The organism is Salinivibrio sp. HTSP (assembly GCF_003390965.1).
Classification (GTDB): Bacteria; Pseudomonadota; Gammaproteobacteria; order Enterobacterales; family Vibrionaceae; genus Salinivibrio; species Salinivibrio kushneri.
Map to the genome: position 1 here is coordinate 43,092 of NZ_PXUD01000001.1, position 13,341 is coordinate 56,432.

Here is a 13,341-nt window from a genome sequence, read left to right on the forward strand (position 1 = left end):
TCAGCTATAATTAAACATGATCGAAGTCACACAGGTTACGTACCCACGGACGGAAAAGAAAGGGAAAACACACAAACAGATACACAATTGAGAGTTTTATAATCATCGAGTTTCTCAACACAAATGGCTTTTTATACTGGCAACCACAATGTATTTGGGGACAAGATCACATTAGGAGTGTCATTATCGCCTACACTTATCACGGTGCGCCTCCTTATAACGATGAAACAAGACGCGCCGTTAACATAAACACCTGAACAAAAGGAAGTTTGCTGTCATGTTCAAAAAAGCGCAGCGAGAGCTGGACACCTGCCGAGCAGAAAAAGCCGCGCTCCAAGCAGAGCTCGATGCTATCAAAGCACATATTGCCACCATCACCTTTACACCTGATGGCATTATTACCGATGTGAATGACAAGCTGCTCAATATTATCGGCTACACCGCCGATGAAGTCATCGGCCAACATCACCGTGCGGTGTGCTTTGACGAGACCAGTCAAGCCCCAAGTTACCAGCAGTTTTGGCAGTCACTCGCGCAAGGAAAGGCACAAAAAGGGGTGTTTCGTCGGCGACATCAATCCGGCGCCGAGATTTGGATGGAAGCGACCTATGTCCCCATTAAAGATGCCAACGGCAAAGTCGTCAGCATTCGCAAATTAGCGGCTGATGTGACGCAACAGTATCAAGACGCCCGCCGACAAGAGGCCATATTAGCAGCGATTAACCGCTCATTGGCGGTGATTGAATTCGAGCCCGATGGCACCATAATTCGTGCCAACGATAACTTTCTCGCTGCAGTCGGCTATCAAGACCACGAGATCAAAGGCCAACATCACCGTATGTTCTGTGATCAGGACTTTTACGATGAGAACCCTGATTTTTGGGCGAATTTAGCACGCGGACAATTCACTTCTGGGCAATATTTGCGCCGCGATAAATATGGTAACGAAGTCTGGTTAGAAGCCACCTATAATCCCGTTTTTGATGCGAAGGGAAACGTTCATCGGGTAATCAAGTTCGCTACTGCCATCACCGATACGGTGAAACAAAACCAGGCAGTCAATCAGGCGGCAGAACTCGCGCAAGCCTCTTCCGAACAAACACTCCGCCACAGTGAAAACGGCAGTGCCTTGTTACAAGAGGCCGTCAAGCTGTCGCAGAGTGTGAACGATCAAGCCGTCGAGGCCACCAATCAAGTCGCACAATTGAGTGAGCACGCACAAAGTATCGAAAACATCGTCACCACCATTAAGCAAATCGCAGAGCAAACGAACCTTCTAGCGCTAAATGCGGCAATAGAAGCCGCACGCGCGGGCGACCAAGGGCGAGGCTTTGCCGTGGTCGCCGATGAAGTACGCGGCCTGTCGCAACGCACTAGTCACTCGACCACCGAAATTGCCGATGTTGTCGATGAAAACCAACAACTGATCAAAGGCGTGAGTGAGGCAATGGAAAGAGTGACCGAGCAATCGACCATAGGACAAGAAAAAGTCACCGCTGCCGACACTGTGATGAGTGACATTCATGCCGGCGCGGAAGAAGTGTCCGCTACCGTTCGCCGGCTGACACAATAACCGTCGATCTCATTGCCATTCGGTCGCGATGAGTACAAAGGATAAGGAAATACGATGCACACCCAGGCCAGCAGCGCGACACAGTTGCAATTATCGGAGCTTATTCTGGCGTTAAGTACCGCGTTGGATATGACGGAGGGGCAACCTCCCGAACATTGTATGCGCTGCACGTGGTTAGGAATGAAACTCGCTGACGCCTTAGCGCTCGATGATCAACAACGTCATGATCTTTTCTATACCCTGCTGCTAAAGGATGCGGGCTGCAGCAGCAATGCGGCACGGATCTGCGAACTGTACCTCACCAATGATTTAGCGTTTAAACAAAGCTACAAGGTAGTGGACGGTAGCTTGTCCAGCGTACTTAACTTTGTGTTAAAAAATACTGGGGTCAAACGCGGCTTCATGCAAAAACTCTCGACCACACTCGATATCATCCGCAACGGTGACATGTATGCGCAAGAGCTGATCGAAACGCGATGTACCCGTGGTGCCGATGTCGCACGCGATTTACGTTTTAGTGAAACCGTTGCTGAAGCCATCTATGCGCTGGATGAACACTATGATGGTGGTGGGCGTCCTGATCAGTTAAAGGCCGATCAGATCCCCTTGTTTTCGCGCATCGCATTGATGACGCAAGTCATTGATGTCTTCCGAACCGAGTCCGGTGTCGACGCCGCACTTCGCGAGCTAAAAAACCGTCGCGGCACCTGGTTTGATCCAACGCTGGTCGATACCTTTTTACAGATAGCGCGCGAGCCGCAGTTTTGGCAGCAACTGGACAGCCCCGCGTTAAAAAAAGACGTGCTGTCGATGACGCCGGCTGACACAAGTATTCCGGTCGATGATGACTACTTGGATGACATTGCAGCGGCTTTCGGGCGCATTGTTGATGCCAAAAGCCCTTTCACCTCCGGTCACAGCGAGCGCGTGGCCGTTTACGCCAGCTTAATTGCTGATGAGCTTGGTATCAGTGAACAGGAAAAAAAATGGCTAAAGCGTGGCGCGTTACTGCACGATATTGGCAAGCTCGGCGTAAGCAATGATGTGCTTGATAAACCGGGAAAATTGGATGACGAGGAATGGGAGCATGTTAAACGCCATGCCGCACTGAGTAAAACCATCTTATCGAAAATCCACCAATTCGATCACCTTGCCAAGTTCGCCAGCGCCCATCACGAAAAGCTCGATGGTACTGGGTACCCTGAGGGGATCAAAAGCGATGAGATCTCTTTGCTCACTCGCATTATTACCACCGCTGATATTTTCGATGCCATCACTGCCGAGCGCCCCTATCGTGGCCCGATTCCGATGAACAAAGCCCTCTCTATCATGAAAGAAGAGACAGGCACAGCCATCGACGCGCAATGTTTACAAGCGCTAATGGCTGGCCTCGAGCGCCTGCCGGAGCATTTTATTGTTCATGACGATACCTAGATCACATCATAGGTCACACCTATCGCGTATATAGGTTAACTCCATTTTCTTTTTTTATATCGGGTAGTTACTCTATCCACATCGTTTGGAACGAACCGTTTCCAGTGCTTGGCACTCGCGATAAAGCGAAGGGTCGAACACATTGATTTGCCACTAAGGAGGCATTAAATGAGTAAGCAAGCAGCATTGATTGGACTAGACAGCAGCAAAGCCGAAGATCTAGGCGCGCGTTTGGATACGCTATTAGCGAACTACCAAGTGCTATACACCAATGTGCGTGGTTTTCACTGGAACATCAAAGGCAACGACTTTTTCGAGTTGCATACCAAATTTGAAGAGATTTATACCGATCTTCAAACCAAAATTGACGAAGTCGCCGAGCGCATTCTCACCATCGGTGGCACCGCCGAGCATCGCTTCAGCGAGTACCTGAAGGTCAGTGAAATTAAAGAGCATGCACCCGAAGCAAATGGTCAAGCTGGTGTCCGAGCATTAGTCGAAGGCTTTAGTGTTCTGATTGGCCTACAACGCGATATCATGAACCTTGCCGGTGATGCGGGTGACGAAGGGACATCTGCACTGATGAGCGATTATATCCGCGAACAAGAAAAACTGATGTGGATGCTAAACGCTTACCTTAACTAATCATCAATCAATAAGATTCAGCAAAAGTCCGCGTGAATGCGGGCTTTTTTTATGGTTCATTTCTTATTCTCTGATCGCGGCAGCGGCAACGCTAATCGCTCAACATAGTTGACTTTAATGGCACCTTGATACTCAAAATGGCTGACAGTGGCGCTTAAATGCTCCGCATTAACAAGTGATGAGGTGGGCAATTTTATCTTGGTTGGCGCGTAGGAGTTATCTGCGCGGCCGGACAAATAAATCGGCGTTTGTTCGATCCAGCGATAGGCATCATCAAGCCACAGCCAGTGTGCTGCGGCGGGTGAACAACTTATAGGCGTATCGGGCACATCGACCGCGAGCTGTTGTTCAGGGTGACCAATCAGTTTGACCCAAGGTCGACGAGGCAAACCATATACCACCAAGCTATAGTGCTGGCCGCCCATTCTTAACTCATAGATCCCCGGTGTAATCTGGGTAAATAGCTGGCCTGATTCTATTTCTTGATACCCGCTTTTCGCGTTCAAAATCTCATTGAGCACCGTTTGCCCAGTAGGATCAGTGAGGGTTAGCAAGGTATCACGCTCGACCTGCTCGGCAGAGAGCTTGATTTCATAGCCAAGACTCGACGCGCCCGCCCGACGTACAAAAGAAATAGTAAGCCCTTGAGGGATCCCCTTACCGTTGGGCTCGGTTAACTGTTGGCCACAATCGGTTTGATTGATGATCGCGTACTTTATCTTCGCCCAACGCTCAGTCGGTATTTGCTGCTGCGATAGCGCAAAAATAAGCTCTTGCCACGCCACCTTGGGCCTATCTGCGAGGAGTGCCTGATAGGTTTCCTGCATCGGTGTTTTTGGCAGCCAAGCTTGCTCAGCGCGGACGCTGAAGCTACAAACCATGCACACTGCCACGAGTAAGAGATAGCCACACCGGTTCACAGCACCACCAATCGATACCCGACACCGCGGTGCGTTTCTATCGCTAAACCGGGCAATTTTTGTCGTAGCCGCAATACATGATTGTCGACCGTGCGCGTGGTAGGAAACGCCTGATATCCCCATATTTTATTGAGCAACTCTTCGCGATGAAAAACCCGCCCTTGGTTTTGTAACAGTAATAACAATAAATCAAACTCTTTAGGCTTGAGGGTCACATCCTGGTCTTGCCAATACACATGACGGGAGCCAGGTTCAACCTTGATCTGCCCGTATACGAGTTGGCTTTCTCCTAACGGCCTTAATTGGGCATAGATGCGCGCCAAAAGCTCCTGATGTGAAAAAGGTTTAACCACATAATCTTTGGCGCCGGCCATTAAGCCTTCAACCCGTTGCTCAACCTCAATTTTGGCTGTCAATACGATCACTGGCACTGCTTTTAAAGACAGCCAATGGGGCAAATGCGCCAAACTATCGCCATCGGCGAGCTGGCGGTCTAAAATCACCAAATCAGCATGAAACCAATGCTTAGCCACCTTATGACTCTCAGTCAGCCAGGTGCATTCAAAGCCTTGCTGTACCAGAAACTGGCGTAAGCCTTCCCCTAATAAGGTGTCATCTTCAATCAACAATAGGTGGTTCATTGCGGCAACTCCAGGATACAGCAGGTTGGATGGCGTTTGATCACTAGCTTACCCCCCATTTGACGCATTAAACGCGCCACTAAAAACAATCCAATCCCCATATTTCTTTCTGACGATGACGACTTATATCGCCGCCACAGCCTTTGCCACCAGGATGGAAAAACTCCGTTATCATACACACAAACACGTACACGCTTATCCACGCATACACGAAGCCAAATTTGATCACCGCCATGATGATGGGCATTTTGAATCAGGTTTTTCAAGCAGATAGATAACCAGTAGAAAGGCAGCGTCAGTGTTTTATCTTGCTCGAGGGTGTAATCAACCTCTAAACAATCGCAAATATTATCCAGCCACTCCGATAATGACGCCGTTTGTAATTTAAATTGTTCGCGTTTATCGGTACTTAAATAGCCCTTACTGGTCTCAGTCAGCTGACTTAAGCGTTGATGATCCGCCAGTAATCGCCACAGCACATCTTGCGTGCTGGGTTCAAGCGAATCGAACTGGCTGCGCAACATTTCCACCGTCATGCCGAGACTAGCAATCGGTGTTCTTAACTCGTGCGTCAGCAACTGGAGAATAAATTGGCGCTCACGGCGCTGCTGGTATCGATCGTACAGGCTACGCGCTAAACCCAATATCAGCGCACAAAAAACCGCTACCAACACCGCAATCATCACGCCACGGTACGCCGGGTGGAGTTGATTACAAATATTGCCATAGCGGTAATCACAACCCGTCGTATTGGTCGATAAACTCAAACGATATTGCTCAGCAATTGGCGCCCATTGTTCATGAGATAGCGCCTTCCACCCTTCTTCGCCGTTAAGCCACAGACGTCCGCCATCCAAATACGCGCGGTAACCACTGAGTAACGCATCTCGGCCTGCCTGGCTGAGAGCATTCAGTGCAGCATGTAAAGGGTGCTCTTCGTTGGCTAAGGTAAAACGTTGTACCAGTTCGGATGACGGCGTGGTGATACCACGCGCTGATACATAGCGCTCCGCATAACTGCCACCGGCAGGATGGAGTAGCGGGTTTTGCTCAAACCACTCAATGGGTAAAGGCTCATCACGACACAAAGCCAACTCAAAACGCTGGGCGGCTAACAAAAGGGGGGACACGATACTGGGAGTCGGCTGGCACGTTTGCACCACTTGGTGTAGCGCGTTTAAGTCCTGCCAATCAACCTCCTCGAAATCAGGGTACTGCGACTGACTGACCAATAAAGCCTGTGGATAGGCATTTAATGCGGGTTGTGCAACCATCAAGGTGCCCGTTTGCCAGGCCTTATCATAAAACCCTTTCAGTTGCGTGTGCAGCTCACTGGCCGCCGTTTGGCTGCTGAGTAAAGCCAACAGTAACGCTGCTAACGCTCGAAACACCACTTTGCCACCCTTTTGGATCCTCACACTGACGCAACAAGTGCTAATGATGAGATCATAGTTAAGCAATTAAAAGCTGTGTCACCCGAGTGTCAACATTGTAGCTGGTTAGAAAGTGGCTGTGTCACACAGTCAATAAAGATAGAGAGTCAATGGAGGAAGTGAGAACGTTTTACGAGAGGCAGAAAGGGCGGAGACCTCCCCAGCTACATCCCGGCACACACGTCCCAAGCGCGGGCTGCTTCCTTCCGGACCTGACCCAGTACACAAGATAGTGTTGCGGGAGAACCAAGGAGGCCTCCATCGATATGTCGTTAAGCTTGCTTAACTGCGGGGCATTATGTGGCAAGGCTGGATGCAATGCAAGGAGGATTGATGGCCTCATTCGTTAACTGTTTATCTTCTAGGCAATTTTCCTACTGATCGTCCGGCTCTTCCAATAGCAAATACTCACCAACCCAAATCGCTGCAAGCATGGTGGCCCACGCGACCAATAGCGACAGCGTGAGTTGTCCAGGAGTAAGCCACGTAATCACCAAAAACGGCATACTCGGGATAAGATGCAAGGCAAGGTGACGAGAACGAGCAAATTGCGGTGTGAACCCCACCCACTGTAACAACCAAATGACCATCACCGTTGTCGCACTCCATAACGCAGCAGGCCAGCCACTCACCGCCACTAATACAGGCAGTAACAACCAGGCCCCGCGATGAGGCGGCTGGTAACCTGGCCAATATCTGATCGCTAGCCATAACCCCATGAGTGCTAGCGTTTGCAGCGCGAGCGTAGTCGGTGAGCCACCCAATTTCGCTTCAGATTGCAAAGCCATCATCCCCGCAAACATGGCTACCATCACCGCACCGAGTAATAGCTTGACGTGTGGGTGTCGGTCGGGATTGAACCAGAGAGACAAAGCCGGTAAAAGCAATAGCGTGCTCGCGGCTAACAGCGCAGGTAGATGTGGCAAGGTAAAGGCAAAAATCGCCATCGCTAGCGCTAGGCACCAACTCGCGACTTTATCTGGATAGAGAAAGAATAAAGCAGACGCGGCAATCGCTAGACTATTAAGAGAAGACGTGGCACTTATCCCCGCAACAGCGATAACCGATAGCACCAACGCTGGCCAGAGAAACAGTGAGATTCGCATGCACACTCCTTGTGCGGGTATCTCTTATCAGTGTAGCGATCAATGCCCCGCGCGCACCAGTGTTAGCGTTGGATCATAGGTGTGATTCGTATCCGTGATCACTTTATTGACCGTATTGGTAATAAATAGAGGCCGATCACTCACATCGATCTGGGCGGTGATCACATAATCGTGCGTCGCCGTGATTTGGCCTGGATCGTAGTTGAGGGAAAAATGCAAAGGCGTTTGCTGCCCTTCTGTCACAAAAGACTGGCGACTGATTACTTTGCCTGGGGCATCCATATTTTTGATTTCTACCAGCCGCACCGTCACACTGGCATTTTCCGGCAACGCAAGGCGTTCGCGATACACCAAACTGCCAGAAACAGTCGCTAAATCATTAGGTTGGCTATTTCCAGAACAAGCAGTAAACACCAAAGCAGTGAATAAGGCGAACAATAGAAACGTTAGTTTCTTCATTAAAGAATCCTCACTGAAGCACGTTCAAATGCGGCAAAAACACTAAGGTTATGATAGCTTGAACAATAACAATGGAAGCATAGCATGAATCAAGGACTTATGAGCCAACCACTAAAAGAACTCTTACAACTGCTGCAGCTTGAGCGATTAGACACCGGCCTTTACCGCGGCCAGAGTGAAAACCTTGGACTGCCCCAAGTGTATGGCGGGCAAGTGATTGGACAAGCGCTGTCTGCCGCGAAAACCTCCGTAGAGCCCGATCGCTTTTTGCATTCATTCCACAGTTATTTTCTACGCCCAGGCGACCCTGAGCAGCCGATCATCTACGATGTTGAGATACTTAGAGACGGAAAAAGTTTCAGTACCCGGCGAATAAAAGCCGTCCAGTACGGAAAACCGATTTTCTATCTCACTGCCTCTTATCAAGAGGAGGAAGAAAGCTTTGAGCATCAAAACACCATGCCAGCAGACGTGCCAGCGCCCGAGACCTTGCGCTCTGAGCAATCGCTTGTCAATGATATTGCCCACAAGCTACCGCCAAATGTGGTAAAAGCGTTTGGGGGCGACAAGCCGATTGAAGTGCGACCAGCCACGGTGATCAACCCACTCAAGCCCCACGCCGCGCCCGCTAAGCAATATTTATGGATCCGCGCCAATGGCGAAGTGGGGGACGATTTTCATGTCCATCAGTATTTACTCGGCTATGCCGCCGATTGGGGCTTTTTGGTCACGGCGCTGCAGCCTCATGCAGTGACGCTGCTTACGCCGGGCATGAAAGTGGCCACTATTGATCACTCTATGTGGTTCCACCGCCCGTTTAGAATGGATGAATGGCTGCTATTTGCGATTGAAAGCCCCTCCGCCAGTGGCGCGCGTGGCTTTGTGCGCGGCGAACTCTTCAATCAGCAAGGGGATCTTGTTGCTTCAGCGACCCAAGAGGGTTTGATGCGTAAACTCTCCTAACCATTAACGTCTCGAGCGTGAGCGACACAAAAAAGGGGCATTGCGCCCCTTTTTAATTGTGCTTCACTCATGACTGGGCCGCTACACCTGCGCCTCTTCCTCTAATGCGGCTAAATGCGCGCTGGCTTGCTGAAGCTGATACATCTGCCAGTATCGGCCTTGCTGACGCAGCAGGCTTTGATGGCGCCCTTGCTCAATCACGCGGCCACGATGCAAGACGAGGATGTTATCGGCCTCGGCAATGGTCGATAAGCGGTGCGCAATCACCACCACCGTCATCTGTTGGCGTAACCGATTCAGCGCCTGTTGCACAAGCTCTTCGGTACCGGAGTCGATATTGGCGGTGGCTTCATCAAGGATCAGAATTTTAGGCTGACGCACCAACACCCGCGCCAGAGCTAACAGCTGGCGCTGACCGGCAGAAAAGGTCATTCCGCCCTCACCAAGTAAGGTATCCAGCCCCGCTGGCAATCCTTTCACGTAATCTGCCAACGCCACTTGCTCGAGTGCATGCCAAATTTTTTCATCGTCCAGCGTCTGTCCCAGCGCGATGTTTTCTCGCAAACTCCCCGTCAACATGTGTGGGTCTTGTTGCACCATGGCAACGCCCTCACGCAAGCTTTGATGACTCAAGCTTTCGATCGGTAACCCTCCCAGCGTCAGCGTCCCCTCGCCTGCGCGATAAAACCCCATCAGTAGCGACGCCAAGGTTGATTTACCGCTGCCTGTATGACCGACTAACGCCAGAAAGCCGCCGGCAGGGACGTCTACATTGACGTCTGACAACACCGGCGTTTCACCATCGTAGGAAAACGACACATTCTTCAGTGCAATGGCACCATCAGGGATCGGCGTGGTGTCATGACCATATTGCTCAGGCGGCGTGTCCATCATTTCGAAAAGCCGCTCACCGGCCGAAATAGCCTGCTGAAGCAGTGACAGTTGCTGCATCATTTCGATCAATGGCTCGGTGATCCGCCCCAAGTAGCTTAAAAAGGCATACAGCACGCCAACCCCAATCACTGCCGTGCCGCTAAAACCGAAGATAGCCACCAAAGACAGCAAGGCGGCCCCCGCCAATAAATCAATCAAAGGGCGAAGATAGATCCCGTTCAGGCGTTGAATAGTCACCATGGCATCTAGGTGATCCGCAGTCATATCACTGAATCGCGAGGAGAACGCCCGCTCTTGCTGCATTAGCTGAATCAAATTCATGCCGAGCACAGATTCGTTCATCACCCCGTTGATGTCTGCTAGCCGATCTCGCGCTCGACGATACGCAGGCGCTGAGCGTTTTTGATAGCGCGCCATCACCAGCACCACACACGGCAGTAATACCAGCATCACCATTGTCAATTGCACACTGAGCATCAGCATCGCCACCAGCATCACCCCAATCAGTGCGATGTTGAGCAAAAAGGTTGAAAGCACCGACACATACAGCTCTTTCAACGACTCAGTATCATTGGTCAAACGCGATACAATCCGCCCCATCGGCACATAGTCAAAGGCTGACAAAGGCTGTTTAATCACATTGGCGAACACCGCTTTGCGAATGCGTTGAATGATGGCCACCGCCATGGTGTTAAAACGCAGCTCGTACTGATACTGAAAGCCTGCAGAAACAATGGTCGATACGATATAACCGACTGCCAGTGCCCACATGATCATTGCCGGATAATGATCTTTGGCGACATAGTTATCGAGAAAGATTTGCACCAAATAAGGGCCAGTGACTTCCGCCACCGCCGCCACCAGCAAGAAAATCGTGGCAATCACAAATTGACGCCTATCGCGGCGCATGTAGCTTAGCAGTCGAAGTAAGATCTCTCGCTTAGTCATGGCGCGGCTCCTCATCGGCTTCCAATGCCGCTTCCAGCTGCTGATATTGGTGCATTTCTTGATACCATCCTGGCTGTTGAATCAATTGGCGATGCTGGCCACGCTCTCGGACTTGCCCGTGGCTGAGTACCACAATTTCATCGGCGTTTTCGAGTGCCGATAAACGGTGGGCTATCACAATCGTGGTACGGGTGTGCTGATGCTGTTGCAGGTTCTGCAAAATGCGATGCTCGGTGTCACCGTCAACGGCTGACAAGGCATCATCCAAAATCAAACACTCCGCTTCCACCAACAAAGCGCGGGCAATGGAAATACGCTGCTTTTGACCGCCAGATAAGGTGATCCCTTTTTCACCGACTGCGGTTTCATACCCGTGCGGCAGCTGACGGATGTCTTCATCAATACAGGCAAGTGTCGCCGCCTGTTCAATTTCCGCTTGGGTCGCATCCGGACGACCAAGGGCGATGTTTTCCGCAATCGAACGCGAAAACAAAAACGGCGTTTGCGTCACCACCGCGAAACGTTGTCGCCATGACGACAAGTCAGCCTCCGCTATCGACACATCACCATAGCGAATATCACCCTTTTCAAGCTGGGTCAGATGAAGTAGCAATTGCAATAAGGTTGATTTACCACTGCCGACTGGGCCGGCAATCCCCAGCATGGCCCCAGGCGGAAGCGTCACATGGATATCTTTGAGGGCAAAACTGTCATCCGGTTGCCACTTAAACTGCTCAATGGCCAGCGTCAATGGCTGCATGGTGTCAGGCAGCGGCGTGTCACCGCCAACAATGTCCGGCTGCTCTTGCAGCAACGCATCAATCCGCGTCCAAGCCGCGCGCCCACGCTCAATGATATTAAACAGCCACGCCACCGCGAGCATCGGCCAGATCATCAAGCCTTGATACAAGGTAAATGCGGTAAGATCCCCAAGCGAAATCTCACCAGTGGCGACCATGTAGCCGCCGCCAGACACGGTTAGGAAAAACGAAGCGCCAATGGTGCCTTGGATCACCGGCGAAAACAGCGCATCAACCCGTGCCACCGCGAGGTTTTTCTCCCCGGTACGATCGGCAACTTGATCAAACTGATTCATTTGATGCTGCTCTAAGCCAAATGTACGCACCATACGCACTGCCGACAGTGAGGACTGACTCACCTCTGACAGCTCAGAAAACGCCGCTTGCGATTCGGTGAAGGTATGGTGCAAACGGCGACCAAAGCGATTAACCAGTACTGCCATTACCGGCATCGGTAACAGCGCTAAGAGTGTGAGCTGCCAGCTAATTTGGCTCACCATCACAATGAGCACGGCGACGCCTGTGATAATAGAATCCCCAGCGGTCAGGACTCCTTCACCGGCCGTCATCACCACCGCTTTCACATCATTGGTAGAACGCGCCATGATATCGCCACTCGGATAGCGACGGAAAAAATGCGGGGATTGGCGGGTAAAGTGATCATAGAGCCGATTGCGCAGCACAGTGCCAAGCTCAGCCGCAGCACCAAACAGCCACACTCGCCACACAATGCGCAGCACATATACCACCACCCAAATGGCCAGCATACCCGCAAGTAACCATATCAATAGCTCAGTCGAAATCTCGCCCGCGACCACGCCATCGACCACATGGCCCACAGCCATCGGTGGAATGAGCTCGAAGACAGAGACAAATACCAAGATAATCATGGCGCCGACATAACGACGCCATTCACGTTTAAAAAACCAGCCTAACTGCCAAAACACCTTCATGAGGTCTCCTTTTTATCCCCGCCTTTTTATCATCACAACGAACTATCGGATCGGTAAGGCGGTGGTGTACTTAAGCGCTTCCATGGCGAATGTTGATGTCACATTATTCAGACTTGGCACAGAATTGACCAGCTTTTTATAAAAATGATCAAATCGAGTCATATCAGCTACCTGCACCTTCATCATGTAATCATACTCGCCTGCCATGCGGTAGAATTCCATCACCTCAGGGAACTCGGTCACCACTTCCGTAAAGGTTTTGTACCACTGCTCACTGTGATCATTGGTTTTAATGTGAACGAAAGCGGTAAAGGCTAGGCCAACGGTTTCCGGGTCAAGCAATGCCACCCGCCCGCGGATCACCCCTTGTGATTCCAGCCGTTTCAGTCGCTTCCAACAGGGGGTGGTGGTTAAATTCACCCGTTCGGCCAACGCAGCCACAGACCAGTTGGCATCTTCCTGCAGCGCCGCAAGTAAAGTGCGATCTATCTCATCTAAAGTGATAGTCATGAAAAATTATTTCCATTAAGTATTATTTAAGAGTTTATTTTTCTATTTTGGCGTCATTATAG

The 13,341-nt window shown here is 50.8% G+C and carries 12 protein-coding genes and 1 other RNA gene; 4 read left to right on the plus strand and 9 right to left on the minus strand.

Features of this window, described 5'->3' with window-relative positions; all coding sequences use genetic code 11:
• Nucleotides 1-277 precede the first annotated feature (277 nt).
• The 3 genes from C7A19_RS15830 to C7A19_RS00205 all read left to right on the plus strand — a co-directional run bounded on the left by C7A19_RS15830 (nt 278) and on the right by C7A19_RS00205 (nt 3,652).
• Nucleotides 278-1,573, plus strand: a complete 1,296-nt coding sequence (locus C7A19_RS15830; RefSeq protein ID WP_116643838.1) for a PAS domain-containing methyl-accepting chemotaxis protein — start codon at nt 278-280, stop codon at nt 1,571-1,573.
• 54 nt (nt 1,574-1,627) lie between these two features.
• Nucleotides 1,628-3,007, plus strand: coding sequence for an HD-GYP domain-containing protein (locus C7A19_RS00200; RefSeq protein ID WP_116643839.1), 1,380 nt, complete (start codon nt 1,628-1,630; stop codon nt 3,005-3,007).
• Nucleotides 3,008-3,175: 168 nt separating this feature from the next.
• Nucleotides 3,176-3,652, plus strand: coding sequence for a Dps family protein (locus tag C7A19_RS00205; RefSeq protein WP_077486604.1), 477 nt, complete (start codon nt 3,176-3,178; stop codon nt 3,650-3,652).
• 56 nt (nt 3,653-3,708) lie between these two features.
• Here the strand turns inward: C7A19_RS00205 and C7A19_RS00210 are convergent, their stop codons facing one another.
• The 6 genes from C7A19_RS00210 to C7A19_RS00235 form a co-directional block, all read right to left on the minus strand.
• Complete coding sequence (locus C7A19_RS00210; protein WP_162300221.1) at nt 3,709-4,533, minus strand: DUF2861 family protein; 825 nt, start codon at nt 4,531-4,533, stop codon at nt 3,709-3,711.
• A 35-nt stretch (nt 4,534-4,568) separates the two neighbouring features.
• The gene (locus C7A19_RS00215) at nt 4,569-5,213 is read right to left on the minus strand and encodes a response regulator transcription factor (protein ID WP_069361360.1); all 645 of its coding nucleotides are present in this window, start codon (nt 5,211-5,213) and stop codon (nt 4,569-4,571) included.
• The gene (locus tag C7A19_RS00220) at nt 5,210-6,604 is read right to left on the minus strand and encodes a DUF3404 domain-containing protein (protein WP_158075201.1); all 1,395 of its coding nucleotides are present in this window, start codon (nt 6,602-6,604) and stop codon (nt 5,210-5,212) included. The genes C7A19_RS00215 and C7A19_RS00220 overlap by 4 nt, the downstream gene beginning before the upstream one ends.
• A 197-nt stretch (nt 6,605-6,801) precedes the next feature.
• Nucleotides 6,802-6,898, minus strand: an RNA gene (gene ffs, locus C7A19_RS00225) — signal recognition particle sRNA small type.
• 122 nt (nt 6,899-7,020) lie between these two features.
• Nucleotides 7,021-7,752: a hypothetical protein gene (locus tag C7A19_RS00230; RefSeq protein WP_116643842.1), complete on the minus strand. Its 732-nt coding sequence runs from the start codon at nt 7,750-7,752 to the stop codon at nt 7,021-7,023.
• Between the two features lie 39 nt (nt 7,753-7,791).
• Nucleotides 7,792-8,211 carry a YbaY family lipoprotein gene (locus tag C7A19_RS00235; protein WP_069361358.1) on the minus strand — a complete coding sequence of 140 codons (420 nt, stop codon included), beginning with the start codon at nt 8,209-8,211 and terminating at the stop codon, nt 7,792-7,794.
• A gap of 99 nt (nt 8,212-8,310) precedes the next feature.
• Between C7A19_RS00235 and tesB the strand changes: the two genes are divergently transcribed.
• Entirely contained in the window at nt 8,311-9,174 is an 864-nt protein-coding gene (gene tesB / locus C7A19_RS00240) for an acyl-CoA thioesterase II (RefSeq protein WP_077673588.1), read from the plus strand.
• A gap of 81 nt (nt 9,175-9,255) precedes the next feature.
• Here the strand turns inward: tesB and C7A19_RS00245 are convergent, their stop codons facing one another.
• The 3 genes from C7A19_RS00245 to C7A19_RS00255 are packed head-to-tail and all read right to left on the minus strand — an operon-like array spanning nt 9,256 to nt 13,279.
• Nucleotides 9,256-11,016, minus strand: a complete 1,761-nt coding sequence (locus C7A19_RS00245) for an ABC transporter transmembrane domain-containing protein (RefSeq protein ID WP_116643843.1) — start codon at nt 11,014-11,016, stop codon at nt 9,256-9,258.
• Nucleotides 11,009-12,769, minus strand: coding sequence for an ABC transporter transmembrane domain-containing protein (locus tag C7A19_RS00250; protein ID WP_116643844.1), 1,761 nt, complete (start codon nt 12,767-12,769; stop codon nt 11,009-11,011). Before C7A19_RS00250 ends, C7A19_RS00245 begins: the two co-directional genes overlap by 8 nt.
• Before the next feature lie 42 nt (nt 12,770-12,811).
• Complete coding sequence (locus C7A19_RS00255; protein ID WP_046073854.1) at nt 12,812-13,279, minus strand: Lrp/AsnC family transcriptional regulator; 468 nt, start codon at nt 13,277-13,279, stop codon at nt 12,812-12,814.
• Between the last annotated feature and the right edge of the window lie 62 nt (nt 13,280-13,341).